Source organism: Campylobacter sp. (assembly GCF_052170435.1).
Taxonomy (GTDB): domain Bacteria; phylum Campylobacterota; class Campylobacteria; order Campylobacterales; family Campylobacteraceae; genus Campylobacter_A.
Genome location: NZ_JBQNAN010000001.1, coordinates 242,981 through 269,155, shown reverse-complemented (window position 1 = coordinate 269,155; position 26,175 = coordinate 242,981). Strand labels below are relative to the sequence as shown.

At 47.1% G+C, this 26,175-nt stretch carries 22 protein-coding genes; 15 read left to right on the top strand and 7 right to left on the bottom strand.

Features of this window, described 5'->3' with window-relative positions; all coding sequences use genetic code 11:
* Nucleotides 1-8: 8 nt before the first annotated feature.
* Nucleotides 9-1,139, bottom strand: a complete 1,131-nt coding sequence (locus ACTTJF_RS01395) for a bifunctional 2-C-methyl-D-erythritol 4-phosphate cytidylyltransferase/2-C-methyl-D-erythritol 2,4-cyclodiphosphate synthase (protein WP_442550430.1) — start codon at nucleotides 1,137-1,139, stop codon at nucleotides 9-11.
* 99 nt (nucleotides 1,140-1,238) lie between these two features.
* On the opposite strand from ACTTJF_RS01395, the gene thiC reads away from it, so the two are divergent.
* From thiC to ACTTJF_RS01370, 5 genes are all read left to right on the top strand, one after another.
* The gene (gene thiC, locus ACTTJF_RS01390) at nucleotides 1,239-2,573 is read left to right on the top strand and encodes a phosphomethylpyrimidine synthase ThiC (protein WP_442550429.1); all 1,335 of its coding nucleotides are present in this window, start codon (nucleotides 1,239-1,241) and stop codon (nucleotides 2,571-2,573) included.
* Nucleotides 2,563-3,663: a P-loop NTPase gene (locus ACTTJF_RS01385; protein ID WP_442550428.1), complete on the top strand. Its 1,101-nt coding sequence runs from the start codon at nucleotides 2,563-2,565 to the stop codon at nucleotides 3,661-3,663. Before thiC ends, ACTTJF_RS01385 begins: the two co-directional genes overlap by 11 nt.
* 77 nt (nucleotides 3,664-3,740) lie before the next feature.
* A complete protein-coding gene (locus ACTTJF_RS01380) occupies nucleotides 3,741-4,007 on the top strand; it encodes an ACT domain-containing protein (protein WP_442550427.1) in 267 nt (88 codons plus the stop codon).
* 9 nt (nucleotides 4,008-4,016) lie between these two features.
* Nucleotides 4,017-5,354: a PFL family protein gene (locus ACTTJF_RS01375; RefSeq protein ID WP_442550426.1), complete on the top strand. Its 1,338-nt coding sequence runs from the start codon at nucleotides 4,017-4,019 to the stop codon at nucleotides 5,352-5,354.
* Nucleotides 5,355-5,464: 110 nt separating this feature from the next.
* Nucleotides 5,465-6,157, top strand: a complete 693-nt coding sequence (locus tag ACTTJF_RS01370) for a cytochrome-c oxidase (protein ID WP_442550425.1) — start codon at nucleotides 5,465-5,467, stop codon at nucleotides 6,155-6,157.
* 80 nt (nucleotides 6,158-6,237) lie between these two features.
* Here the strand turns inward: ACTTJF_RS01370 and ACTTJF_RS01365 are convergent, their stop codons facing one another.
* The 4 genes from ACTTJF_RS01365 to ACTTJF_RS01350 form a co-directional block, all read right to left on the bottom strand.
* The gene (locus ACTTJF_RS01365) at nucleotides 6,238-7,086 is read right to left on the bottom strand and encodes an alpha/beta hydrolase (RefSeq protein WP_442550424.1); all 849 of its coding nucleotides are present in this window, start codon (nucleotides 7,084-7,086) and stop codon (nucleotides 6,238-6,240) included.
* Nucleotides 7,083-7,940, bottom strand: a complete 858-nt coding sequence (locus ACTTJF_RS01360; RefSeq protein ID WP_442550423.1) for a radical SAM protein — start codon at nucleotides 7,938-7,940, stop codon at nucleotides 7,083-7,085. The genes ACTTJF_RS01365 and ACTTJF_RS01360 overlap by 4 nt, the downstream gene beginning before the upstream one ends.
* A gap of 214 nt (nucleotides 7,941-8,154) precedes the next feature.
* Nucleotides 8,155-9,222, bottom strand: coding sequence for a GGDEF domain-containing protein (locus ACTTJF_RS01355; RefSeq protein WP_442550422.1), 1,068 nt, complete (start codon nucleotides 9,220-9,222; stop codon nucleotides 8,155-8,157).
* Nucleotides 9,212-10,378, bottom strand: coding sequence for a GGDEF domain-containing protein (locus tag ACTTJF_RS01350; RefSeq protein WP_442550444.1), 1,167 nt, complete (start codon nucleotides 10,376-10,378; stop codon nucleotides 9,212-9,214). Before ACTTJF_RS01350 ends, ACTTJF_RS01355 begins: the two co-directional genes overlap by 11 nt.
* Before the next feature lie 148 nt (nucleotides 10,379-10,526).
* Between ACTTJF_RS01350 and ACTTJF_RS01345 the strand changes: the two genes are divergently transcribed.
* Both ACTTJF_RS01345 and ACTTJF_RS01340 read left to right on the top strand, forming a co-directional pair.
* Nucleotides 10,527-12,116 carry an ABC-F family ATP-binding cassette domain-containing protein gene (locus ACTTJF_RS01345; protein ID WP_442550421.1) on the top strand — a complete coding sequence of 530 codons (1,590 nt, stop codon included), beginning with the start codon at nucleotides 10,527-10,529 and terminating at the stop codon, nucleotides 12,114-12,116.
* Between the two features lie 319 nt (nucleotides 12,117-12,435).
* Nucleotides 12,436-12,690: a chemotaxis protein gene (locus ACTTJF_RS01340; protein WP_442550420.1), complete on the top strand. Its 255-nt coding sequence runs from the start codon at nucleotides 12,436-12,438 to the stop codon at nucleotides 12,688-12,690.
* Between the two features lie 290 nt (nucleotides 12,691-12,980).
* Here ACTTJF_RS01340 and msrA read toward each other — a convergent pair whose 3' ends face one another.
* Complete coding sequence (msrA, locus tag ACTTJF_RS01335) at nucleotides 12,981-14,093, bottom strand: peptide-methionine (S)-S-oxide reductase MsrA (protein ID WP_442550419.1); 1,113 nt, start codon at nucleotides 14,091-14,093, stop codon at nucleotides 12,981-12,983.
* A gap of 368 nt (nucleotides 14,094-14,461) precedes the next feature.
* Entirely contained in the window at nucleotides 14,462-15,082 is a 621-nt protein-coding gene (locus ACTTJF_RS01330) for an IMPACT family protein (protein WP_442550418.1), read from the bottom strand.
* A 96-nt stretch (nucleotides 15,083-15,178) separates the two neighbouring features.
* Here ACTTJF_RS01330 and ACTTJF_RS01325 point away from each other — a divergent pair, with 96 nt between their 5' ends.
* From ACTTJF_RS01325 to ACTTJF_RS01290, 8 genes are all read left to right on the top strand, one after another.
* Nucleotides 15,179-16,759, top strand: coding sequence for a cyclic peptide export ABC transporter (locus tag ACTTJF_RS01325; protein WP_442550417.1), 1,581 nt, complete (start codon nucleotides 15,179-15,181; stop codon nucleotides 16,757-16,759).
* Between the two features lie 265 nt (nucleotides 16,760-17,024).
* A complete protein-coding gene (locus ACTTJF_RS01320; protein ID WP_442550416.1) occupies nucleotides 17,025-19,064 on the top strand; it encodes a TonB-dependent receptor in 2,040 nt (679 codons plus the stop codon).
* Between the two features lie 139 nt (nucleotides 19,065-19,203).
* Nucleotides 19,204-19,473, top strand: coding sequence for a DUF2470 domain-containing protein (locus ACTTJF_RS01315; RefSeq protein ID WP_122867267.1), 270 nt, complete (start codon nucleotides 19,204-19,206; stop codon nucleotides 19,471-19,473).
* A 313-nt stretch (nucleotides 19,474-19,786) separates the two neighbouring features.
* Nucleotides 19,787-21,877 (top strand): TonB-dependent receptor, encoded by a 2,091-nt coding sequence (locus ACTTJF_RS01310; RefSeq protein ID WP_442550415.1) that lies wholly within the window; start codon nucleotides 19,787-19,789, stop codon nucleotides 21,875-21,877.
* 175 nt (nucleotides 21,878-22,052) lie between these two features.
* Nucleotides 22,053-22,682: a MotA/TolQ/ExbB proton channel family protein gene (locus ACTTJF_RS01305; protein WP_442550414.1), complete on the top strand. Its 630-nt coding sequence runs from the start codon at nucleotides 22,053-22,055 to the stop codon at nucleotides 22,680-22,682.
* Nucleotides 22,660-23,082, top strand: coding sequence for an ExbD/TolR family protein (locus ACTTJF_RS01300; RefSeq protein WP_442550413.1), 423 nt, complete (start codon nucleotides 22,660-22,662; stop codon nucleotides 23,080-23,082). Before ACTTJF_RS01305 ends, ACTTJF_RS01300 begins: the two co-directional genes overlap by 23 nt.
* Nucleotides 23,083-23,132: 50 nt before the next feature.
* Nucleotides 23,133-25,205: a TonB-dependent receptor gene (locus ACTTJF_RS01295; protein ID WP_442550412.1), complete on the top strand. Its 2,073-nt coding sequence runs from the start codon at nucleotides 23,133-23,135 to the stop codon at nucleotides 25,203-25,205.
* The gene (locus tag ACTTJF_RS01290) at nucleotides 25,195-26,175 is read left to right on the top strand and encodes a FecCD family ABC transporter permease (RefSeq protein WP_122862734.1); all 981 of its coding nucleotides are present in this window, start codon (nucleotides 25,195-25,197) and stop codon (nucleotides 26,173-26,175) included. The genes ACTTJF_RS01295 and ACTTJF_RS01290 overlap by 11 nt, the downstream gene beginning before the upstream one ends.

The following is a 26,175-nucleotide window of genomic DNA, read 5'->3' as shown; positions in this document are numbered from 1 at the left end:
TCGTCGTTTTATTTTTGCGTCCAGTCGTAAATTTTTAGACTCGCCGACGCCGTGGCGGCTATGCCCTCGCCCCGCCCCGTAAAGCCTAGCTTTTCGGTCGTCGTGGCCTTTACGTTTATGCGGCTCGGGGTTAAATTTAGCGCATTTGCAATGTTTATTTCCATCGCGGATTTAAATTTACTAAGCTTTGGCCTCTCGGCGATAACGGTGACGTCGGCGTTGATAAGCTCAAAACCGACGCTTTGAACGAGCCTATATGCTTCTTTTAGCAACACAGCCGAGTCTGCTCCCTTAAATTTATCGTCGGTATCGGGGAAATGCTCGCCTATATCGCCTAGTCCGCCCGCTCCCAGTATCGCGTCGATGAGCGCATGGATAGCCACGTCGCCGTCGGAGTGGGCTTTTAAATTTCTTTCAAAAGGGATTTTTTCGCCGCCGATTGTTACGAAACTTCCCTCTTTTTTCTCTTCTTCAAAGGCATGCACGTCAAAACCGTTGCCGACGTAAATTTCGCTTGAGGGCGCGCTAAGGCCGTAAATTTTGGCTAGATCGTCTTTAAATGTTATTTTTCTCGCGTTTTCGTCGCCTTGCACGTACCAAATTTTACCGCCCGCAGCCGCTATCGCCGAGCTATCGTCGGTGTAAATTTGACCTGATTCGAGCGCGCTTTTTAGCATCGCCGTGCGCGAGAGCTGCGGAGTTTGGATGAGCTTGATCTGCTCTCTATCTACGACGCCAGCGCCTAGATAAACTGTATCGGGCACCTTTAGCGCAGGCACGACGCAGTCGGCGTTTTGGATGCCGCCTATTATGCGAGAAAAAAGCTCCGCGCTAATCATCGGACGAGCGATGTCGCTAACTAAAACAAATTCGCTTTGAACGAGTTTAAGAGCTTTTTTTAGGCTCTCTTGACGCGTCGCTCCGCCTTTTACGAAGCGATACGACGGGGCAAATTTGCTCATATATTTTTCCTCGTTTGAGGCGATGATTATCTCTTTAAAAGCGTAGTGCGAGCTTAAATTTTTAGCCGCAAAGAGCCATAGCGGATCGCTTCCGACGCGCAACCACTGCTTTTTAACGGGCATTTCAAAACGGCTAGAGCTTCCGGCTCCGAGCATTATCAGCGTAACGTCTAGCAAAATTTCTCCTTTGGCGAAGTGTTACGATATTATACATCCCAAAAGCTTGTTTTTATCTTTTTTGAGTAAGATTAGAACCAAAATTTTAAGGAGCGAAACATGAAAGAATTTCGGGTCAAATTTGACTCCGCCGACAAAACTCCGACGCAGATGTACTACGCTAAAAAAGGCGTCATAACGCCCGAGATGAACTACGTAGCGCAAGCTGAAATGCTAGATCCCCAGCTCATTAGGAGCGAGGTCGCCGCGGGCAAGATGATAATCCCAGCTAACATCCATCACGCAAATTTGCTCCCGATGGCGATCGGCAGGGAGGCCAAAACCAAAATCAACGCAAATATCGGCAACTCAAGCCTAAGCAGCGATATCTGCGCCGAACTTGAAAAGCTGCAAATTTGCCTAAAGTACGGCGCCGACACGGTCATGGATCTAAGCACGGGCGGCGATTTGGATATGATCAGAAGCGCCATAATCGCAAACTCGAGCGTCCCCATAGGCACCGTGCCGATGTATCAGATCATCCACGACATAAAAGAGGTCGAAAATTTAACCGCAAACGACATCCTAAAAACGCTTGAGAAGCAGGCGCGCCAAGGAGTTAGCTACTTTACGATACATGCGGGATTTTTGCTCAAATTTATGCCGCTGGTCGCAAAACGCAAGATGGGTATCGTTAGCCGCGGCGGTAGCCTAACTGCTAGCTGGATGATGCACCATCACAAAGAAAACCCGTTTTACGAGGCCTTTGACGATATTTTAGAAATTTGCGCCGCTCACGACGTCGCGCTGTCTCTAGGCGACGGGCTGCGTCCGGGCTGCCTATACGACGCGACTGATGAAGCTCAGCTTAGCGAGCTACGGGTTTTAGGCGAGCTAACGCTGCGCGCATGGGAGAAAAACGTGCAGGTGATGATCGAGGGGCCGGGTCATATTCCTTTAAACCAAATAGAGTATAATATGAAAATCGAACGCGAGCTGTGCCACGGCGCGCCTTTTTACGTGCTAGGACCGCTGCCTACGGACATCGGCGCGGGGTATGATCACATCACTTCGGCTATCGGCGGGACGATGGCGGCCTTTTACGGAGCTAGCATGCTGTGCTACGTGACGCCTAAAGAGCACCTGGGCCTACCTAACGCAAACGACGTCAGAGAGGGCATCGTAGCGCATAAGATCGCCGCTCACGCAGCCGACGTCGCGCTAGGCAAGGCGGGCGCGATAGAGCGAGATCACGCGATGAGCGACGCTAGATACGCATTTGATTGGAACAGGCAGTTTGAGCTAAGCCTAGATCCCGAAAGGGCGCGCGAGCTACACGATGAGAGCTTGCCGCAAGAGTCGTTTAAAAAGGCGGAATTTTGCTCGATGTGCGGGCCTAAATTTTGCGCGTATAAAATTTCAAAAAATCTAATGAAGGAGAAAAATGTTAAGTAAAGAGGATGTCTTAAATAGACTAAAAGGCGTGATATATCCGGGCTTTGAGAAAGATATCGTGAGCTTTGGATTCGTAAAAAACGTCGAAATCGGTGAGAAAATTTTAATCGAGGTCGAGATCGTAAGCTCAAATCCCGACGTAGCAAACGAACTGCGAACGGATATAAAGCGCGTGATGGGCTCAAACGAGTGCGTTGTTAGCATCATCCAGCCAAAAATCCCAGAAGAAAAAAGCAACACTCAAAGCGGTAAAAACATCGCTCCGCAGATCAAAAATTTCGTAATGGTAAGCTCGGGCAAAGGCGGCGTGGGCAAGAGCACTACGACGCTAAATTTAGCTATCTCGATGGCGAAGCTGGGTAAAAAAGTAGGCATCCTAGACGCCGACATATATGGTCCAAACATCCCTCGCATGCTAGGCGAAGTGGGCACGCAGCCGCAAGTCGTCGGCAACAAGCTAAAACCGATCCTAACTCACGGCGTCGAGATGATGAGTATGGGCGTGCTAATGGAAGAAGGCATGAGCCTCATCTGGCGCGGCTCGATGATCATGAAAGCTATCGAGCAGCTGCTAAAAGACGTATTTTGGAGCGAGCTAGACGTGCTATTTCTGGATATGCCTCCGGGAACTGGCGACGCGCAGCTAACCCTTGCTCAAAGCGTGCCTGTGACTGCGGGCGTGTGCGTCACGACGCCGCAAGTAGTAGCCCTAGATGATAGCAAAAGAGCACTTGATATGTTTGAGAAGCTTCACATACCGATCGCGGGCATCGTGGAAAACATGAGCGGATTTATCTGCCCTGAAAGCGGCAAGGAGTATGATATATTTGGCAAAGGCACGACCGAGGAAGTGGCAAAAGCCTACGGTACCGAAGTGTTAGCTCAGATACCTATCGAGCCTGCCGTTAGGGTTGGCGGCGATAGCGGCAAGCCGGTGAGCTTTTACGAGCCAAACTCGGTCACGGCTAAACGCTACGAAAAAGCGGCGGCTAGGCTGTGGGAGATAATCGAAAATATCAACGATGACGGCGGCGCAGACAACTCGTCTATCCAGCCCGTGATGGACGGCAAGAGCGCTTGCTCGAAGTAAAATTTAAAATCTAAAGCCCAAATTTACTCAAATTTGGGCTTTAACTCTCGCAAATTTACAAATTTAGGAGAACGACGATGAAAGCGATCGTAACGGTGATCGGTAAGGACAAGGTTGGCATTGTGGCGGGCGTTTCGGCCAAGCTCGCGCAGCTTGGGCTAAACATAGACGACATCAGCCAGACGGTTTTGGATGAGTTTTTTACGATGATGGCGGTGGTTTCCAGCGAGGAAAAGCAGGACTTCACGGTCCTACGCGAGGAGCTAAACGAGCTTGGCGAAAAGCTAAAAGTTAAAATCAACATCCAAAGCTCGGCGATTTTCGACGCCATGCACAACATCTAAGGCCCCGATATGGACATCAAAAACGTAACCGAAACGATCGCGATGATCGAAGAGCAAAATTTCGACATCCGCACGATCACGATGGGCATCAGCCTGCTTGACTGCATCGATCCCGACATCGACAAAGCCGCGGAGAAAATTTACGCAAAAATCACCGACAAGGCGCGCGATCTGGTAAAGGTCGGTAATGAAATTTCGGCAGAGCTTGGCATCCCGATCGTAAATAAGCGCGTCTGCGTAACGCCTATCGCCATCATCGGCGCGGCGACGGATGCTGCAGACTACGTGCCACTAGCAAAAGCGATGGACGAGGCGGCCAAAAAGGTCGATATCGATTTTATCGGCGGCTTTTCGGCGTTAGTGCAAAAGGGCTACGCAAAGGGCGATAAAATTTTAATCGACTCTATCCCCGCCGCGCTCGCCGCGACGCAAAAGGTCTGCTCGTCGGTAAATATCGGCTCGACCAAGACGGGCATAAATATGAGTGCGGTCGCCGATATGGGACGCGTGATCAAAGAGACGGCGCGACTTTCCGATCTGGGCGCGGCAAAGCTAGTCGTATTTGCCAACGCCGTCGAGGATAATCCCTTTATGGCGGGCGCATTTCACGGCGTGGGCGAGGCCGAGGTCGTCATAAACGTGGGCGTCAGCGGCCCCGGCGTCGTTAAGCGCGCGCTTGAGAAGGTGCGCGGAGCGAGCTTTGACGTGGTCGCCGAGACCGTGAAAAAGACGGCGTTTAAGATCACGCGCATCGGACAGCTCGTCGGCCAAATGGCCTCCGAGCGGCTGGGCGTGAAATTTGGTATCGTCGATCTATCATTAGCTCCGACTCCTGCGGTGGGCGATTCGGTCGCGCGCGTGCTTGAGGAGATGGGCTTAGAGCGCGTCGGCACGCACGGCACGACGGCAGCTCTAGCGCTGCTAAACGACGCGGTCAAGAAGGGCGGCGTTATGGCGTGCAACCAAGTAGGCGGGCTTAGCGGCGCGTTTATCCCCGTCTCCGAAGATGAGGGTATGATCGCCGCAGTGCGCGCGGGCTCGCTAAATTTAGAAAAGCTCGAAGCGATGACCGCGATCTGCTCGGTGGGGCTTGATATGATCGCGATCCCGCAGGATACGCCCGAGCAGACGATCGCCGCGATCATAGCCGACGAGGCCGCGATCGGCGTGATAAATCAAAAAACGACCGCCGTGCGCATAATCCCAAAGGGCAAAGAGGGCGACACGCTGGAATTCGGCGGCCTGCTCGGTAGCGCGCCCGTGATGAGCGTAAATAAAAACTCCTCGGCTGACTTCATCGCCCGCGGCGGCCAGATCCCCGCGCCTATTCATAGTTTTAAAAACTAAATTTACAAAGTCCGCTCAAATTTGCGGACTTTATCCCTTCAAATTTATACGCGACGTTTAAATATTTTTTAGTTAAAATAACATCGAAAATTTACGTCAAGGATCTATAAATGAAAATTTTACGTTTTTTAGCGGCGCTTTGTTTTGGCGCGGCGGCGGCATGGGCGGCTGGTGACGGCAAGGTAACGAGCATCGATATTTACGTGACGCCGTACTACTCGGCAAATGACGGCAAGGCTGAACATGTAAAGGTTTACGACAAGATTGACGGTCTACTAAAAAGCGGCACGCTAGAGGACTTTAAAAGCGCAGAAAAGATCGTGCAGGACGCTCCTCAGATGGTCACGCCGATGACTCTTTTCGTGCTTTCGGCTCGCGCTTACGATCTTGGCCTGCGCGACGATGCGGTGTTTTGGTTTTACAACGCTAAAAACCGCGCGATCTTGTTAAGAGAGATTATAAATTTAGACGACGGTAGATTTTTTGAGGTCAAAAGCGCGATAGGAGCATTTATCAAGCTAGTGGGCGACGTGGTAAATCCATACGCGTTTTGCGACATCAAAAAGCAGCAAGATATCGCCGCAAAGTCGCTTGAGTGGAGCAAGGCAAACGTCTATGAAGCTATGTTTTTACCGGAGTTTGGGTCGCCTCACGCAGACAGAAAAGCGGCTCTTGCAAAAGCAATCGAAGCCCTAGAGGCACGCGCGCAAAAAGAAAAAGATTATTTTTTAAATGAGGAAAATTTGGCTAAATTTAAAGCTATGCGCAAGCAAAACAAAGCCGACGAGAGGTTTTGTTTTTAGGAGGCAAAGCGGGCCTTAGCGCCCGTTTTCGTCAAATTTAACCAAGCTAGCCGCGTCAAATTTACCGCCGTAGCCCCGCCCTACTCGCCTAGCTTCTGCGCTAATTTTTCCCAAAACTCGCTTAGGCCTAGGATATCGTTGTGTCCGGCGTTTAGTTCGTAAATTTGATCTCCGAGTTTTAGAAATTTAAATAGCCTGCGCGAGTTATCCACGCCGATTAGCTCGTCATGCTCGCCGTGAAATATCGTCACCGGCCGGCCAAAACCGCCTACAAACTCAAACGTAGGGATTTTATATTTGATTAAAAACTTCGGCACGAAGGGCATTTTCTTCCGCGCTAGCTCCTCTAGGCTAAAATAGGGCGCGATCAAAACTAGTCGCTTAGCGCCGTATTTCTGCGCCACGCGAGCCGCCAGTCCGCTACCTACAGAATAGCCGACCGCCGTAACCTTGCCCGCGTCATACTCCCTCAAAACCGCCTGCATCATCGCGTCCGTATCCGCGTAAAGCTGCTCCTGTGAGCCTATCTCGCCGCCGCTCTTGCCGTAGCCTCGGTAGTCAAATAGATAAAAATCATAGCCCAAATCCGTAAAATACCGCGCATACTTGCCCCAGCCTTGCAGGTTGCCCGCATTACCGTGGAAAAATATCGCCGCGCCCTTTTTTGCCTTTCGTTCGCCGTTTCCGTCGCGCGCGTCGCCGTAAATTTGCCCGCCGTCCCTACTCTGCGCTAAAAACTTAAGGCCGCTTATCCACGTGCCCTCCGCGTCTAGTCTGATCTCCTCAAAAGGCTGGTCAAAGCTAAAATCATGGTTTGACTCAAGCTTGCTCGGGAAAAATATCAGCCTCTCTTGAAAAAAATAAAGCAGCGCCAAAAGCGCGATATATAGGATCAAAACTACGATGCCAAGCCGTAAAATTACGTTCATTTTCGCCTTTCAAATTTATCTGCGCCGGACTTTCTTTGCCCGAAAAATACCCTAAATCTCTCGTCGCCCTCGCTTCCAAATTTTTCCTGCGCCGCTAGCCTGATCTCATCCGCTAGCCGTTCAAAATAGCCATTATCTCCAAATAGATAAATTTGCTTATAAAGCGGCAAAAGCGCCGGAAAATTTCGCCCGATGAAAGCTAAAATTTTATCCCTAAAATTTGGATAGAGATTTAGCCTATCAAACCACATCTCGTCCGCCGCATCGCCGTAGCGGGATATGATATCAAAAACGGGCGTGATCTGCGGGAAAATCGGCGCGACGAAGATATATGTTTTCACTCCCGCGGCGCGCAGTTTTTTTATCGCTGCGATCCTTGCGGCTACGGAGCTCGCGCGAGGCTCCAGCGTGCGGCACAGTTTTTCGTCTATCACGCTCAAACTCACGCCCGCTCGGACGTTTGGCATGGTTTGCAGCAAGCCTATATCGCGCGTCACGAGGCTTGATTTTGTTAAAATTTGTAGATTCACATCCGAGACCGCAACCGCCTCAAGGACTTTACGCGTAGCACCAAAGCGCGCCTCGTACGAATTATAGCAGTCGGTGACCGAGCTCATAAATACGCGCTCGCCGCCGTGCGAAGCGGCAAATTTAACTAGGCTCGCCGCGCCAAAATCCTTCACGTCCAAAAACTCGCCCCACGCCTCCTCGTGCCCGGTGACGCCGCGCATAAACTCGGCGTAGCAGTAGATGCAGCCGTGCGGGCAGCCTACGTACGGGTTGATCGCGTAGCCTCCGCTGCCGATTTTGGAGCGCGAGAGGATATTTTTGGCGCTGATTTTTGCGATGCGCATTTTGGTTTCGGCCTTTGATTGCGTGGATTTTATGAGGGATTTTAGCGAAATTTTACGGGCTCAACTTAAATTTGAACAAATTTTAGCGGTTACAAAAGGATTTTGAAAGCTAGGTTTTTGCCTTTAGCGGTCAAATTTAAACTCGTCAAATTTAACTCAAATTTAAGTAGCCCCAATGATAAATTTAAATTTGATCCGCTCCCGGCGTAGGTTTTTAAAGATAATCTCCACCGAAAGCCTGAGCGACGACCTTATTTTTACCGCTATTTTTGCCTTCGTAGAGCAGTTTATCAGCCTGTTTTATCACAGCTTCCACGTCTTTTACGGCTTTGACGTTAAAGTTAACTAGCCCAAAGGTCGCAGACGTCTTAGCGCTTTTGCCTTCAAATTCTAGCTGCGTCTCGGCGATCTTGCGCCTGATGCGCTCAAAAATATGCTCCGAGTTTTCGAGATTTATGTCCGATAAAAATATCAAAAACTCCTCGCCGCCCCAGCGATACACCAGATCGCCCTCGCGCAGACTGCTTTTTATCGCGTGCGCGATGATCTTTAGCGCCTCGTCGCCAAAGGCGTGCCCGTGGGCGTCGTTTAGTTTTTTAAAGTCGTCGATGTCGCACAGCACGATGCTGGCATCGCAGCTCAAAAACTGCATGCGCGGCACGGCAAATTCGTAAAATGCGTTTCTATTTAAAAGGCCGGTGAGCGGGTCTTTGTTGGCTAGTTCGCTTAGCCTCTCTTGGCGCTCAAGCATCTCTTGGCGCAGTTTTGCGCTAAAAGTCCTAGAAAAATCCACGACCAAAACGATAATAAACGCCGCTACGACGATGAAATTTAAAATATAAAAGCACTCTGCCTGCGTTCCGGCGAGCTGCGGCGGAGTCTTCGCGTAAAAATACAAAAATAGGTACGCCGCGCCTTTGGCATACGCAAAAAAGTTATTTACGCCCTTTGTAGCTAAGCTCGAGAAAAACACCATGGACATGAGGGCTAAGATGATATTTTGAAATCCGTAATCCCAGCCAAGAACAAGCGTGCAGATAAAAGCGTGAGCAAATATCTCGATCCTAACCGCCGCTACGGCTATGGCGGCCGTTTTTAGATCCTTCGCCGCATAAACGCAAGCGGCATAAAGAGCGACGCTAAGGATGTTTAAGCACGCGAGTAAAGGCTGCCCTATGTAGATAAAAAGCGCCAGATATATCGCGTGAATAAGCCCAAACGCCGCAAACATCGCGCGAAGTTTGACATAAAAGCCGTACCTCGCAAAAAGGTTAAGCAGCATCGCCGCATCCCTTAAATTTGACGCAGTTTTTACCGCTCCTCTTGCCCTCGTATAAAAGCTTATCCGCGACGATTGCCATTTCGTTTAGACTCATTGCCCGCGCGCTTTCAAACACCGCAGTGCCAAAGGTTATGCCTATTTTTTTGCCGTTTGGAGCACTAAGAGTGTTTATGCTTTTTAGCACCCTTTTTACCATCTCATGAGCCGAAACGTCGTCATGCACTAAAGCTACGAGCAAAAACTCCTCGCCGCCCCAGCGGCACAGGATATCTTTTTCTCCGCGCGAGTTTTCGCGTAAAATTCGCGCAATCTCTTTTAGCGTCTCGTCCCCGACGTCGTGCCCAAAAGTATCGTTTATCACTTTAAAATCGTCTATATCGCCAAGCGCGACCAGCACCTTTTCATACGGAAAATATTCCGCTATCTCGTCAAACTGTTCCTGCGCATAGCGGCGATTATCAAGGCCGGTTAAAAAGTCAAATTTTGATGCGGATTCTAGCTTATCGTTTTGCGAGGCGACCTCGTTTATACTCTTTGCGTAAACCGAGTTTAGCGTGTTCGTACGGCGAGCAAACGATACGAATATCGCCGCAAACGTCACCACGAACATTACGCCTCCGCTAGCGCCTAAATTTACGATACCGAATTTGTCCCTTAAGATATACAAAACCGCGTAAGCTGCGGCTTCGGCGATGATGATGGCAAGCACGGTTCGGTTTTTACCGATAAAAATCAAATAGCTAGTCGCGATGCCCCAAATAAAGAAATTTTCGTTGCCGCAACCCCAGCCGTATAAAAATACGCCCAAAAATCCGTGGCATATGACAGTGAGATGGATAAAATTTGCCGCAAAGCTCGGATCCTCGCCATAACAAAGAACCACGTAAATGCTAACCGTCGCCAAGAAAATATAAGCAGCCAAAAACGGCGCAGGCACGCGCGCATAAATAGCGAAAAATAGTAAAAATATCTGCAAGCAAGTAAAAAATCTAAGTAGCGGAAGAGCAATCGCCGCAAGCGCCTTCTCCTCGGCGCTTTGCTCAAATTTCGCCATCTGTACCCGAGCTTTTAGCTCTTTAAATCTGCTACCGTTTTTTTCGCACTCTCTCTCGTCATGCGAATTTTTTCGCAAGATTTTTCGCGCCGTTTCGGCCATAAGCAAAAAAGCTCCGTTTCTATAAATTTTGGCTCATTTTATCACATTTTTGTTTAAAAGTTTTTTGATCTTAGATAAGTCTTTATACTAATTTTAAACGATTTTTTGGCACAATCTAGGATTTTAAAAGTAAAATTTAAGGGTAAATATGCTTGAAGTCAAAAATTTATTAATAAGATTTAACGCGCAGCTGCTATTTGAAGACGTAAATTTAAAGCTCACTCGTGGCAACCGCTACGGACTCATCGGCGCAAACGGCGCTGGAAAATCGACGTTTTTAAAAATCCTTGCAGGCGAGATCGAAGCAAACAGCGGCGAGATCGTCATCGAAAACGGGCTAAAAGTAGGCGTGCTAGGTCAAGATCAGTTCGCGTTTGAAAACTTTAGCGTCAAAGATGCCGTGCTATACGGCAACAAACGCCTCTACGACGCCGTCAAAGAAAAAGAGCAACTCTACATGAGCGAGGAGTTTACCGACGCTATAAACGACCGCCTGGCGCAGCTTGAGATGATAAGCGCCGAGGAGGATCCTAGCTACGAGTACGAAGTGAGAATCGAAAAAATCCTAAGCTCGCTTGGCTTTAGCGACTTTGAAAAACCGATGAGCGAGGTCGAAAACTCGGATAAATTTAAAGTCCTGCTCGCTCAAGTGCTATTTCCAAAGCCCGACATCCTTTTCCTCGACGAGCCGACCAACAACCTTGATATCGAGAGCATAAAATGGCTAGAAAACGAGCTAAACCGCCACGAAGGCACGATGGTGCTAATAAGCCACGACCGCCACTTCTTAAACGCGGTTTGCACGCACATCCTAGACGTGGATTTTAAGAAAATCAGGCAGTTTGCCGGCAACTACGACGACTGGTACATCGCCTCGACATTGGTTGCAAAGCAGCACGAGATGGAACGCGACAAAAAGCTAAAAGAAAAAGAGGAGCTAGAGAAATTTATCGCGCGATTTTCCGCAAACGCAAGCAAAGCCCGCCAAGCCACGAGCCGTCAAAAGCAGCTAAATAAACTTGATATCGAGGAGATCAAGGTATCAAGCAGGCGCGATCCTAGCATACTTTTCCGCACCAAGCGCGACATCGGCAACGAGATCCTAGAGGCGCGCGGCATCAGCAAAAAATACGACAAGGTTTTGTTTGAAAATTTTAGCTTCAAGCTCGAAAAAAACGACAAAGTCGCCATCATCGGCGCAAACGGCGTGGGCAAAAGCACGCTGGCTAAAATCATCATCGGCGAGGTCGCTCCGGATAGCGGCGACGTGCACGTGGGCGCTACGATAGAGCCTAGCTACTTCGCGCAGGACACGACAAACAAAATCACCGGCGAGCTCAAACTCTACGAGTGGCTGCAAGACGAAAACAACAAGGACCTAGACGAGATCCGCAAGTGCCTGGGCAGGATGCTATTTAGCGGCGCCGAACAGGAAAAATCAGTCGGCAGCCTAAGCGGAGGCGAAAAACACCGCCTAATGCTAAGCCGTCTGATGCTAGAGCGCGGCAATCTACTCGTACTAGACGAGCCAAACAACCACCTAGACCTCGAAGCCATCATCGCTCTAGGCGAGGCGCTATATAAATTCGTCGGCAACGTCATCTGCGTGAGCCACGACCGCGAGCTCATCGACGCATTTGCCAACCGCATCATCCACCTCAAAGGAAACGGCGAGGTCGTCGATTTTAAAGGAACTTTTGAAGAATACGCCGCGATGAACGAGGGGGCGACGGCTTAAATTTTATCTTTAATCTTAGCTTTTGATTTTGGCGGGCAAATTTGACGCTCGCTAAATTTGAAAGCAAATCCAAGCGGAAATTTGACTCGGTTTAGCTTACTTGAATTTAAATAAATTTTACCGCTTATCTTTTTAGCGACCATTTATAAGGCTTGCGCTACGAAAATGCCGAAATATTTTTCAATTTTACTGCCGCGTATTGTTTCTTAAGAATGAGATAAATATTTCTATGATAACATTTATCTATATCATTTACTACTGTGAAAAAATAGCTAAATATAAAAACAAATAGATGCGAATGTAGCAGTATAAGGAGAGAATGCTAATGGGCGAAAGCATAAATAATTTACTACAAAAAAGCGATGAACTGATAGTAAATATGGTAAAAGAAGCTGGCGAGCTCGTCAAAAATTTTATCGAAATGTCAAAAAATGATCCAAGATTTAAGGATTATTACCGCGATTTTGCCGACGTCGGCGTACAAATTTTTAAAATCCACGAAAAACTACACGCCGATTTTGCGGAACTAAAAGAGTGCGAGGGGATAAAGGCGCTAAAAGAACATAAAGAATAAATTTTAGCCGAATTTAAATCTCTTAAATTCTTTCTTTGTGGACGAAAAAGATTTTACTCACAATAAGGCATAAAAACAAGAATTAGCGTTTTTGCGATGCGGGTCTCGGCGGGTAAAATTTGAAGCCGAAATTTACAAATTTGACTTCAAATTTGAACGTAAAACGATAAGGCGAAGTATCTTGCGATGATTTTAAATGTTTTGAAGTAAATTTCGTCCCAAGACTAGACATATAGTCTGTCGCAGGGCGAAATTTACGAAATCATTTAAAGGCGCGCAAGAGGCAAGCCTTACTTAGAAGAATACTGCGCGTCAAGATACGGTATCAAATACCCATACCCCTCCTTCTCCATCTCCTCCTTTGGCACAAATCTCAGCGCAGCGCCGTTTATGCAGTATCTTAGCCCTCCTTTATCGCGCGGACCGTCGTCAAATACATGCCCCAAGTGCGAGTCCGACATCGCGGTTTTGACCTCGGTGCGCACCATGCCGTGCGATAGATCGGACTTTTCGGCGATCAGGCTCGCGTCGATCGGCTTAGTAAAGCTCGGCCAACCGCAGCCCGCGTCAAATTTATCGTACGAGCTAAAAAGCGGCTGACCGTTGGTGATATCGACGTAGATGCCGATACGCTCCTCAGCGTTTAGCTCGCTGCTGTGCGGGCGCTCGGTCGCGGCGTGCCTCACGACGTCGTATGAGATGTCGCTTAGTTCATTTTTTAGCGTTGCGTCGTCTTTGTTTTTGTAGTTTTGCAAATTTTGCTTCATATCGCGCTTTTTGTCGCTCAAAATTTCGCCCTTTTTAGGCAGGCTTTCAAAGGTCACGTGGCAGTAGCCGTGCGGATTTTTGTCCAGATAGTCCTGGTGATACTCCTCGGCTTTGTAGATATTTTCTAGCGGCGCGACCTCCGTCACGATGGGTGCTTTGTAGTTTTTTTGTTGCTCGGCGATAAAGGCCCTGATCGCCGCCTCGTCTGCCGCATCGGTGTAGTAGATGCCCGTGCGGTACTGCGTGCCGCGGTCGCCGCCTTGCTTGTTTAGGCTGGTGGGATCGATGGTGTTAAAATAAAATTTGAGCAAATGCGGCAGGTCGATCACGTACTCGTCGTATTCGACCCAGACGGCCTCGGCGGCGTTCGTGTCGCCCGTGCAGACCTGCTCGTAGCTAGGGTTTGGCACCTTTGAGTTTGCGTAGCCCGTGTAGGTGCTCACCACGCCCGGAAGCTGCTTGAGATAGGCCTCCGTGCCCCAAAAACACCCGCCCGCTAGCACGATAGTTTTGTTCGCGACCGCAGGCTCTTTTGTTTTATGATTCATCTGTTCTCCTTGTAAATTTAAAAATATACCTAAAAATAGCGCCAAAGCGCCGACTATTCCAACTGTCTTTAACGTTTTGCCAAGCATTTTCGCTCCTTTTGGCTTAAATTTTTGATTAAATTTGATTCGGGCAAATTTGACTTCAAATTTGACGGTTTTGCATTTTACGCACCGAAAGCTGCATCTTTAATTTGCCTTCAAACCACGCGACGCTTTGCTTGCAGAGCAAAGCAGTGTCGCCACCTATCACGTCGTAGGGGTTGGGGGATTGTTAAGGGGGAAGGGAGCTCTTTTGCTTCGCTACGCTCGCAACTGCAAAGCAGAGCGTAATTCAACCCCTTCCCCCTTAACGCAAACAATTTAAGTAAAATTTATCAAATCATTAAAGCATCAACCCGAAAATATCAAAATTATAACCGCCCACTCTAAACCCAACGTGAATTTTGCCTCTTAATTTATTCTCGCGCGGCTAACGGCAAGGCGTAGAAGCTAAACCCCTCCTGCTCAAACCCGCTCGCAAATGCCTGAAATTCGTCAAATTCGGCTCCGTTAAACTCCGCTCGCCAGATCGCGCCATCCTCGTTAAATTCACGCTCAAAAATCAAATTTCGCTTTTCAAAATAGTGCTCAAAGCGCGATCCAAGCGCGTAGGGCGTAAAAAACAGGCAAAGCGATTTTATCTCAAATTTAACTAGCGCGCCACAGCCAGCAGCCTCCTCTATCGCCGCATTTACCGCTGCGCCATACGCTCTCACGAGTCCGCCCGTGCCTAGCTTTATCCCGCCAAAATACCGAACGATGAGCGCGCCCGCGTTTACGAGCTGGGCGCCTCTAAGCGCGTTTAGCGAGGGCTGGCCGCTCGTGCCCTTTGGCTCGCCGTCGTCGCTTTGATTTTCTACTATTTGCCCGTAGCCGTTTCGCTCGCGCAGCGCCCACACGACGTGCGCGGCCTTTGGATGCTCGGCCTTTAGGCGCTCGTGCAAGGCCTTAAACTCCGAAATAGGACACAAAAAACACAAAAACGTCGATTTTTTGGCTTCAGTTTTGGTCGATACGACCCGCAAAACCGTTTGCAAATTTCTCCTTTAAATAAAACTCGATTTTAGCGAAATTTTAAAAATATTCTTATAAAATGGCGACTAAAATGAAATAAGATCTCAAAAAGAATGAAAATGTTTAAAAAAATCTCAAAAAAAACGCTTTGGCAAATCATCGCTATGATCGTATCTAGCGCCGTTTTTAGCGGCTCAGGAATCTTAATACTAGCCTTTATCAACAAATACCTCTTAAATTTAAAAGAACAAGACGCTCAAATTTTACTCGCGTTTTTCGCGCTTTTGATTTTGTTTTTGGGCTTTTCGGTGCTCTCGCGCATCGCTCTTAGCGTGATCGGCAACGACTTTGTCTACGAGCTGCGAGCCAAAACGATAAAAAGAATACTCGATACCGCAAATCAAAAAATCGTAGCCGCGGGCAAGTCGAATTTGATCGCCTCGCTCTCAAGCGACGTGCGCAGCCTAACCGACGGCTTTATGCAGGTGCCAAGCATCATCCAAGGCGTGCTTATCATCGGCGCGACGGGCGCTTACGTGCTTTACATCTCGGCCGAGATTTTCGTGTTTTTGGTGCTTTGGATGAGCGCGGCGACATGGATTTGCCGATACTTCATCAAAAATATCCACAAATACTACGAACAATGCCGTAACGGCGAGGATGCGCTATATCGCGACTATCAGACCTGCATCGAGGGGCACAGGGAGCTTAGCTTAAATTTAGCCCGCGCGAAGCGGCTTTTTTGGGACCGCTTTATCCCAAACGCAAAAAGCCTGCGCGAAAATATCGTAAAAGCCGAGATCCATCAATCCTTTATGAGCAACTGGCTAAACACCGTGATGCTAGGCGCCGTGGGCATCGAGATATATTTTTGCCTAGCCTACGACGCCGCGAGCCTGCAAGACGCGATCACGGTTGCGCTAGCGATACTTTTTTTGCGAGCGCCTCTCATGATGCTGCTTTACTCGGTGCCTAGCGTATTTCGCGCGCGCATCGCGTACGAGCGGCTAAAAAAGCTAGACCTAGCGCCCTTTGAGCCGGAGTTTAAGCTAGGCGAGACGGCTCCGCAAATTTGGCAAAAACTGTGCCTAAAAGATATAAATTTCGCCTACGACGAGGGGAGCGAATTTGCGCTAAAGGATATAAATTTAGAGATTAAGCGCGGCGAGACGGTGTTTTTGATCGGCAAAAACGGCAGCGGCAAAAGCACGCTATTTATGATCCTAGCCGGGCTTCTAGCGCCAAAAAGCGGCGAGATGTTCGCAGATGACGTCAAAATCACCGAGTCAAATTTAAAAAGCTACGCAAACACGATCAGCGCGGTGTTTAGCGACTTTTATCTCTTTGACGAAGTGATGAGCGAGGATGAAGCGCTGATAGATGGCCTGCTAAAAAAGATGTCGATAGAAAATAAAGTAAGCGTCAAGGACGGGATTTTTAGCACGCTAAATCTCTCTCAAGGCCAGAAAAAACGCCTCGCGATGGTCGCGGCGCTGCTTGAAAAACGTAAATTTTTGATCCTTGACGAGTGGGCGGCCGATCAAGACCCAGAGTTTAGACGGCATTTTTACGCGGAGTTTTTGTCGGGGCTTAAGGCGCAAGGCTACACGATCTTTGCGATCAGCCACGATGATGCGTATTTTGACGCGGCGGATAAAATTTACGAGATACGAAACGGGCAAATAAGCAAAATAAAATGACTCGCCATCGCTTATAGACCTTCGTCGTTCGTAAAATAATGCAAATAACCGCCGATTAATCCCAAAATTTTGTATTTTAAAATCAAGCTCGTTTTTATCGATTATTTATTAGTTATTTTATGCTTATTTTATATTATATAAATATCAATTTTAATTATCAATTAAGGAATAAAGTTATAATATTTGAGCATATTATAATCCATATTTATATATTTGTATTTACGCTTACTAAATTTGTATAAAAATATTTTTTAAGGAGAAAACGATGAAAAAGGGTCTATATTGCAGACGCCAAAGTGCAGTTTACATCTTGTCTTTGATCGTTGCCGTAAATTTATACGCAGCCGACGAGGAAAATACGAAACTTGAAAAAACCGTCATAACATCGACCGGTTTTGAAACACCTCTAAAAGACGAGGTCAAAAACGTCTACATAATAACCTCGGAAGAGATCAAAGACCGCGGCTACGCGAGCGTGACGGAGGTGCTTGAGAGAGCGCCCGGCATTTATATAAGGAACTCCGGAGAATTCGGCGCTGAGGAGATAGACATGAGGGGGCAAGGCGACTACGCCAAAACAAACGTCAGGACGCTAGTAAACGGGATGGATTTAAACGTATTAAAAGCCGGTCACGGCAACATCACGACGCCTTTTAACCTCATCGCCGTCGAAGATATAGAAAGGATAGAGATAATCCCTGGCGGCGGGTCGGTGCTTTACGGCGGAGGCACGACCGGTGGCGTAATAAATATCATCACAAAGAAAAAACCGAGCAAATTTTACGTAAACGCTTCGAGTAAATTTGCGTCGTATAGCTACCGCGACCTCGCCTTTGGCATAGGCGGACCCGTTAGCGAAGATCTGTTTTTAAAATTTAGCGCAAAAGGCTTTGACTCGAAAAGCTACAGAAAAGAAGAGAAAAACAAAGGACATTATTTCAGCGGAGCACTCAATTATCAGATAAACGATAAACAAAATATCGCCATTACTCCGAGCTACTACTCCCAAAAACTAAAAAACCAAAGCGGTCCGCTCACGTTGCGACAAGTCGAGCAAGATAGAAGGCAATCCGGCGAAACGCAAGATCCGCAAAAATACACCAAAACCGATCTTAGCATCGATTATTCGATCGATTTTAGCGACAGCTTTCAAACGCGCATAATGCCGTATTATTTAAAAACAAAATACACCCAAGAAGGCGAAATCGTAGGAGCCGGCGGCGTAAAACGCTCATATCAAACCAAATTTAGCGATAGAAAATACGGGGCGAATTTGAAAAATAGATTTAAATACGGCAGCGGCGAATTGGTATTCGGATATGATTATGAAGACATATTCGATAAATTATCTCAAGGCGATGAGCTCGGTAAAACGATACACTCCGTCTATCTCGTCGAAAAGCACGATTTTACCGACTGGTTCTCTCTTAGCGGCGGAGCCAGATACGAAAGGGCCCTATACGACGTAAAAAGGCCTGAAAGCAAGGCCAATAAAAGACCGGCTTTTCACCAAAGCAAATACACCAACAGTCACGCCTTTGACGTGATTCCGAATTTTAAATATTCGGACACCGGAAACGTCTACTTTAAATTTGAAAAAGGCTTCGTCTCCCCGTCCCCTCAAGAGCTAGTCGACGTCGTAAAGGTAGATAATCATACCGAATTTAAATTTAACGGCCTCAAACCAGAAACCTTTAAAAGCTTTGAAATAGGCATAAAAGATACCATTTTTGATCAATTCTTCAGCGCTACGGTATTTAAAACCTACACAAAAGACATGATATTTTTAAAGTGGAAAGACCCCTTGCACGGACTTGGACAAAGGATATTCGAAAGAGAATATATAAATTTAGACAAAGCGACGCGTAGCGGACTGGAGCTTTATGCGGAACAAAATTTATTTAGCGACAAACTAAAACTCACCGAGTCCTTTAGCTACGTAGATTCAAAGGCTACTTTTACGAGACAAGGCAAAGAGGAAACAAAGTCGCTGCCTTACGTAGCGAAAAGAAAAATCGTTTTGGGCGTCGATTACGCGCCGATCAAAACGCTTAATATATATGCGAGTTTGAGAAATTATTCCAAAATTTTAAACAGCAGTTACGAATACATGAGCGCAAAAACCTTAGTCGATCTCTCCGCAAAATATAAATTCACTAAAAATTTCTCCTTGTCCGGCGGCGTCAAAAATCTCTTTGATAAAAAATATTACTCCTACTATGACAGCGCGGCAGATAGAGGAGCAGGCGTTTATTACCCGTCCGCGGAAAGAAATTTCTACGTAGAGTTTAAATATACTTATTAAAATTCGCAAACCGGTCCTTGTCGGCGACCGGCTTGCCTTAAATTTGCTTTACGATCCTTCTTTTAGAATATAAACACAAGGACAAATTTCAGCTAAAGATGGTTAAAATAACGGATATCATTTTAAATAAGGAGACATAATGCAGCTGAGCGAGGAAGCAAGAGAAGCTAAAGAGATGGCGCTAGGCATGATGAACGATAACTTCATCGGCCTTACAGAGGATATGTGCGCAAAATTTGGCGGCTTTACGAACCCGCAAAACGTCAAAATGACCGATATCACCGAGGACGGCATGCATATCGCCTGCGACGAGGGCGAGGTGTTTGTACCGTTTGAGAAAAAAGCCGAGCTAACAGTCGAGAGCCTACGCGACGAGGTCATAAACGTCGTAAACAGCATGGAGGGGTAATCCTCCCTTGCTTCTTTAGCAGGGCGTAAATTTACTGCGCTTACTTGCTTTTACGCCAAATTTAACCCTCAAATTTAAAACCTTCCAAGCTTTACCTCGCGTCAAATTTATTTTAAAGTCTTTCAAATTTAATCTTTAAATTTCATCTTTGAAACGCGCAAAATCGTCTGCAAATTTAAATCGAAAATATCATCCGAATTCGCTCTTGATAAATTTAATATAGAATTGATTTTAATTATTAATTAATATAAAAAGCAATAGAATAACGAAAATTTTATCATTATTAATCATGATAAAACCGAAGGGAGCCAAAATGAGCAAAAAAAGATTAGGCGCGCAAGGCGGTAAATTTATACTTTTGTCGCTAGCCGCAGCCGCAAGCCTAAACGCGCAAACCCAAAACGTCACGCTTGACGCGGCTATAGTAACGGCGACGGGCTTTGAAAGCGCGCTAAAAGAAGAGACCAGAAATATATTCGTCGTAACCAAAACAGACATCGAAGCCTACGGCTACCGCACGATAAAAGAGCTCGTAGAAAAGATCCCTAGCGTCGATTTCGTCAGCACCTCAAGCCTAGGCGAAAACATAGATATGCGCGGACAGGGCATGCGCGGAGACGGCGCGACGCCTACTATGGCCGTAAAAATCATGCTAAACGGAGTGCCGATAAATATGGTCGATGCGGCGCACGGCATCATACCGCTTGAGATGATAGCCATCGAGGACGTCGAGCAGGTCGAAGTGATGCCCGGAGGTGGAGCCGTGCTATACGGCAGCGGCACTAGAGGCGGCGTGGTAAATATCATCACCAAGCAAAGACCGCGAGATTTTTTCGCAAACGTAAGCTCAAAAATCGGCTCGTATAGCTACCGCGACGCCGCAGCAACCGTCGGCGGAAACGCGAGCGAGGATCTGTTTTTAAAATTTAGCGGCAAGGCCTTCGGTCAAAAAGGCTACAGACATGACTACAAGGAGCGCGGATACTACCTAAGCGGCGGGCTAAACTACAAATTTAACGACTCTCACTCGCTAAATTTGACGCCTAGCGTATTTAAATCAAAAAGGAACGATCCGGGCACTCTAACCCAGGATCAAGTTTCGCAAAACCGCAGACAAAACGCCAATAACGGCCTAACAAAGCTCTTTGAAAACGAAAAAATCGACGTAAACGCCGTTTATGAGGGTAAATTTAACGACTTTTACTCGGTAAATTTGATGCCGTATTATCAAAAAATCAAAATCAAAACCTCATCGACCGAGTCGGCTCGCGGCGTGCGCTATCCGATGGAGGGGCTTTTCGGCGATAAAAAATACGGCGTAAATTTTAAAAACAAGCTTGACTACGGCAGCGGCGAGTTTATCTTTGGCTACGACTACGAACAAAACAAAGGCGAGAGAGAGTCGCACTACGAGGTAAAAACATCGCCCGTGATAAGCTTAAAGCACGATACGACGCTTGATCTACAAAAGACCACTTACGCGCTTTATTTTATGGAAAAGCATAAATTCACGCAGCTTTTCGACCTAAGCTTCGGGTATAGATTTGAGCTAGCGCAGTACGAGGCGAGCAGGGTTTCTGATATGAAGGGCTTTAGAAACGGCATACCTTTTCCTCCGATGACTAGCTACAACGCCATAAGCGACGGCAGAGATATCAACAACCACGCGTTTGAGTTTACGCCCAATTTCAGATACTCAGACACGGGAAACGTATATTTTAAATTTGAGCGCGGCTACATCTCGCCTTCGCCTTCTCAGCTAACCGACAAGGATCAGGTGACCAAACAGTACAAATTTAACGACCTAAAGTCCGAGAAATTTAACACCTACGAGATCGGACTAAAAGATCACATCGCAAGCATGCCGGTAAACGCTACCGTGTTTTTAACCGACACTAGCGACGAGATAGCCTATGTCGAGCTCGGGGCCAACCACGGAGACGCTTGGAAATACTACAACATCGCAAAAACTAGACGCTACGGATTTGAGTTTTTTAGCAGGCAAAATCTCTTTGATAGGCTGATTTTAAGCCAGTCCTACGCCTACGTAAACGCCACAATCAAAAAAGGCGATAACGCGGGCAAAGAGGTACCGTACGTCTCAAAACACAAATTTATATTCGGCGCGGACTACGAGATCGTGAGCGACTTGCACGTGTTTGCGGACTATAAATTTTACTCAAAGAAAAAGGACGTAAACTACGACAACATCCCATCTCGCAGCATCGTGGACGCAGGCCTTTCGTATAAATTTAAAAACGGATTTGGCATAACAGGAGGCGTAAAAAATCTCTTTAACAAAAAATACTACGACTACCAAGGCAAAAACAACCAAACCGGCATCTACGAGTATAGCCCGGCAAACGAGCGAAACTACTACGTAGAGTTTAAGTACACCTACTAAACCGCTAAATTTAGGGCTTTGTGTCCTAAATTTGCCTTTTTGGACGCTCTGTTTCTCTGCGAAATGTTATTTGGATTTTGTTATCTAACGTTATGAAATACCGTCAAATTTTATTACCGATTAATGATAGCAGCGGTATAATAAACCGCTTTTGATAATTAATATTAGGATTAAAATGTTTGAGTATATAGAAGTCGGCGGTATATTTATGTGGCCGATATTTTGCCTCTCGGTGCTTGGCGTTGCGGTGCTTCTTGAAAAGGGAGCGTATTTTTTATTTATCGAAATAGACGCGACGAGTTCGTTTAAGATCAGGCTTTGCAATCTTATTTTAGAAGGCGACTACGCAAAAATCAAAGAGTTTTGCAAAAGCTACAAAAACTCGCTTGCTAAAACCGCACTTTTCGTCGCGGAAAATTTGGGCGAAGGCGCTAGCAAAACGCAGATCGACTACATCGCCGAGGAGGCCGTATCCATGCAGCTAACCTCGCTTGAGCGGCGCACGTGGATACTGGGGCTTTGCGCGAGCGCGAGCCCGCAGCTAGGGCTACTGGGCACGATAGTTGGTATGATAAAGGCCTTTAGCGGACTTAGCGGCGGAGTGGACGCTCCGCTCGTAGCAGTCGGTATCTCCGAGGCGCTTTATACGACGGCTTTTGGGCTTATAGTGGCGATTCCTTGCGTGATATTTTTTCTCATGATTAGCAAAAAGATAGATTTCATCCTAAACGATCTAAACCGCATTATGAGCCTGTTTGGCCGCAGTTTTGAAAGGAGAAGCTGTGAAGTATGTCCGCAGAGATAAGACCAGATACGCCGGCATCTCGATGTTAAATTTGATCGACGTGATATTTGTGCTTTTGCTATTTTTTATGGTCACGACCTCTTTTAACAAATTTGCCCACATCGACATCGTCCTGCCCCAAAGCGCGTCAAATTTGGACGAAAAAGATACCAAAAACGTCGAGGTTTTTTATCTACTTAACGGCGAAGTGCTTTTAAGCGTGGGCAGCGAACAAAAAAGCTTAAATTTAACGGATCTAGCCGCGCAAATCGCAAATTTGACCCCAAAGCAAAAAGAGAGCGTCAAACTAAACGCAGATGAGGCTATAAACTACGGCGAGGTCGTAAATTTGATCTCTATTTTAAAAGATAACGGCACGCAAAACGTCGAGCTAAACATCAAGAAAAAATCCAAAGGATAGAAAATGAACCCGGTTTTATCTCCCTGTAAATTTAACCAAGGAGAGTAACTATGATTACCAAATCAAGCAAAGGAGCTATCGCGCTTTCGCTGATAGCGAGCATAAATTTATACGCCGCAGATAGCGACTCTACGAGACTAGACGCCACCGTCATAACCACGACTGGCTTTGAGAGCGCGCTAAAAGACGAAGCCAGAAACGTAACCGTTATAACCGCCAAAGAGATAGAGGACAGGGGATACCGCGATATCAAAGAAGCGCTAGAAAAAGCTCCGGGCGTCAGCCTAAACGGCAACAACGTAGATATGCGCGGACAAGGATCTAGAAGGAGCTCGTCGGCTAGATCGACCACGACCGTAAAGGTGATGGTAGACGGCGTCGCGCTAAACATGATCGACACTACGCCTACTAGGATCCCCGTAGATATGATACCTATCGAGGACGTAGATAGGATAGAGATAGTCCCCGGAGGCGGCACCGTGCTATACGGCAGCGGCACGATGGGAGGCGTGATAAATATCATCACCAAAAAGAGCAAAAAGAAATTTTACGCTGGCGTCTCTAGCAAGCTAGCCTCCTACTCCTATAAAGACGTAGCCCTAAACGTGGGCGGCGGAGTAACCGACGCGCTATCTTTAAAACTAAACGCAAAAAAATCTGACTCAAACGGATATAGACGCGGGGATAAAACCAAAGAAGACTACCTCTCGGGCGGCCTAACCTATCAGATAACGGACGATCAGGCGCTATCTATAAACTCAAGCTATTTTAAAGACAAAAGCCGCACCACCGGCGCTTTAAGTAAAGCTCAGCTAGAGCAGGACAGAAGGCAAGCGGGATCAAGCAAAACCGACTTTCTAAACAAAAGAGTTAGCGTAAACGCCGACTACTCTATAAATTTAAACGACGCGCTGACGTTTAATCTATCGCCTTATTATCAAAAGCTAACTATGGACTCCTATAGCGCCTACAAAGACGGCGGCACCGGAGCGCTAGGGCTAACCGACAAACAAGCCGGAGCTAAATTTAAGGGCAAATACGGCTACGGCAGCGGAGATTTTATATTCGGCTACGACTTTTTAAGGCAAGAGGCCAAAAGATCCATACTCTCGAAATCTACGAGCAGACGCGGTCCTATCACGGTAAGCGCCGACGTCACGACCAAATTTGACGTAGAAAAGAAAACGCATTCGTTTTACGTACTAGAAAAGCACGACTTCACCGATCAGTTTTCTTTGAGCGCGGGGTATAGATTCGAGCTAGCTAGAAACGATATGGATAGGCGCTCAAAATCCGTCGTAACCATGACGCCCGGCCGAACGATAACTAGCGCTTCGTCCTTTAAAGGCAAGAAAAACTCGGACAACCACGCCTTTGAGATAACGCCTAGCTTTAAGTACTCAGACACCGGCAACGTTTATTTTAAATTTGAGCGCGGCTTCGTCTCGCCGTCGCCCGTTCAGTTCGTAGATAAGCCAAACAGAACCGACTACGTAGTAAACAATCTAAAATCCGAAACCTACCAAACCTACGAGCTTGGCGTTAGAGATATGATCTACGATAGCTTCGTAAGCGCGACCGTGTTTTTAACCGATACGAAAAACGAAATCTACACCAGGACGCTAACAAACAACATAACCGACGGTTGGTTTTTTATAAATTTAGACGACGTTAGGAGATACGGAGCCGAACTCTATGCCGAACAGCAAATTTTAGACAACCTAAAAACCAGTCAGACCTTCTCCTACGTAAAAGCCGAATTTAAAAAAGGCAGCAACAAAGGCATGGAGGTACCGACTGTGCAAAAGAGCAAATTTGTCGCTAGCCTCGACTACGAGCCGATCAAGGATCTAAATTTACTCCTTGACGTCAAATACCTATCAAAGCTAAAAAGAGCTATCTACTCGGGCGTGACGGACATATCCGGCTACGAGACGCAGACCGTGTCTAGAACGCTAGTGGATCTTGGGGCGAAGTATAAATTTAAAGGCGGATTTTCGGTCTCTGCGGGAGTTAAAAATTTATTCAACAAAAAATATAACGCCTATCAAAGCGTGCTAGAGGACATATATGAGCCCGCCGATGAGAGAAACTACTACGTAGAGTTTAAGTATGCCTACTAAAAACGGAGTTACGGCGGTTTTGGCGGCGCTTACGGCGCTGCTTTTTATATTTTCGCTTAGTCTTGGCGGAGCCGATATCTCGTGGCAAGATATAATCAAATTTGCAAGCGGCGGCGAGATAGACGAGATAAAGGAAACGATCCTGCTTGAGATTCGCTTGCCGCGCGTCATAATGGCCTTTTTAATCGGCATGCTTCTAGCAAGCTCTGGCGTCGTCGTGCAAAGCGTGTTTTTAAACCCGCTAGCAGACCCCTACATCATCGGCATCGCCTCCGCCGCGACCTTTGGCGCCGTGGCGGCTTATCTTTTAAAGCTGCCCGATTTTTACTACGGAGTGTTTGCCTTTTTTAGCGCGGCGATACTTTCGGTACTGATCTTTAAACTCTCAAAAAAAGGCAAATCCATCGCCACGCTTCTTATCATCGGTATCGCGTTTTCGTCGTTTTTGGGCGCATTTACGAGCTTTGCTACCTACCTCATCGGCGAGGATAGTTTTAAGATAGTAGCGTGGATGATGGGCTACGTAGGCTCTGCCAACTGGGAAAAGATCGCCTACATCAGCGTTCCTCTCGTGCTATCTATGGCGTATTTTTACTTTAAGCGTTTTGAGCTAAACGTCATCCTAAGCGGCGACGAAGAGGCTCAAAGCCTAGGCGTGGACGTCGAAAAGATGAAAAAACGCCTGCTCATCGTTTCATCTTTAGCCGTGGCGTTTTCGGTCGCGTTTACGGGCATGATAGGCTTTGTGGGGCTCATCATCCCGCATACGCTACGCATGATACTAAAAACCTCGAGCAACATCGTTTTGATACCCATTAGCGCCTTTGCGGGCGGGTTTTTCCTGCTAGCCTGCGACACGATAGGCAAAAGCGTCCTAAGCCCGACCGAGGTGCCTATAGGCGTAGTTACGGCGTTTTTCGGCGCTCCGTTTTTTCTATTTTTAGCTATCCGTTCAAGCAGGAGCATATAA

Coding starts and splice junctions, on each gene's coding strand:
- thiC (WP_442550429.1), top strand. CDS start 1,239: ATGAAAGAATTTCGGGTCAAATTTGACTCCGCCGACAAAACTCCGACG.
- ACTTJF_RS01385 (WP_442550428.1), top strand. CDS start 2,563: ATGTTAAGTAAAGAGGATGTCTTAAATAGACTAAAAGGCGTGATATAT.
- ACTTJF_RS01380 (WP_442550427.1), top strand. CDS start 3,741: ATGAAAGCGATCGTAACGGTGATCGGTAAGGACAAGGTTGGCATTGTG.
- ACTTJF_RS01375 (WP_442550426.1), top strand. CDS start 4,017: ATGGACATCAAAAACGTAACCGAAACGATCGCGATGATCGAAGAGCAA.
- ACTTJF_RS01370 (WP_442550425.1), top strand. CDS start 5,465: ATGAAAATTTTACGTTTTTTAGCGGCGCTTTGTTTTGGCGCGGCGGCG.
- ACTTJF_RS01365 (WP_442550424.1), bottom strand. CDS start 7,086: ATGAACGTAATTTTACGGCTTGGCATCGTAGTTTTGATCCTATATATC.
- ACTTJF_RS01360 (WP_442550423.1), bottom strand. CDS start 7,940: ATGCGCATCGCAAAAATCAGCGCCAAAAATATCCTCTCGCGCTCCAAA.
- ACTTJF_RS01355 (WP_442550422.1), bottom strand. CDS start 9,222: ATGCTGCTTAACCTTTTTGCGAGGTACGGCTTTTATGTCAAACTTCGC.
- ACTTJF_RS01350 (WP_442550444.1), bottom strand. CDS start 10,378: ATGGCCGAAACGGCGCGAAAAATCTTGCGAAAAAATTCGCATGACGAG.
- ACTTJF_RS01345 (WP_442550421.1), top strand. CDS start 10,527: ATGCTTGAAGTCAAAAATTTATTAATAAGATTTAACGCGCAGCTGCTA.
- ACTTJF_RS01340 (WP_442550420.1), top strand. CDS start 12,436: ATGCTAATGGGCGAAAGCATAAATAATTTACTACAAAAAAGCGATGAA.
- msrA (WP_442550419.1), bottom strand. CDS start 14,093: ATGCTTGGCAAAACGTTAAAGACAGTTGGAATAGTCGGCGCTTTGGCG.
- ACTTJF_RS01325 (WP_442550417.1), top strand. CDS start 15,179: ATGTTTAAAAAAATCTCAAAAAAAACGCTTTGGCAAATCATCGCTATG.
- ACTTJF_RS01320 (WP_442550416.1), top strand. CDS start 17,025: ATGAAAAAGGGTCTATATTGCAGACGCCAAAGTGCAGTTTACATCTTG.
- ACTTJF_RS01315 (WP_122867267.1), top strand. CDS start 19,204: ATGCAGCTGAGCGAGGAAGCAAGAGAAGCTAAAGAGATGGCGCTAGGC.
- ACTTJF_RS01310 (WP_442550415.1), top strand. CDS start 19,787: ATGAGCAAAAAAAGATTAGGCGCGCAAGGCGGTAAATTTATACTTTTG.
- ACTTJF_RS01305 (WP_442550414.1), top strand. CDS start 22,053: ATGTTTGAGTATATAGAAGTCGGCGGTATATTTATGTGGCCGATATTT.
- ACTTJF_RS01295 (WP_442550412.1), top strand. CDS start 23,133: ATGATTACCAAATCAAGCAAAGGAGCTATCGCGCTTTCGCTGATAGCG.
- ACTTJF_RS01290 (WP_122862734.1), top strand. CDS start 25,195: ATGCCTACTAAAAACGGAGTTACGGCGGTTTTGGCGGCGCTTACGGCG.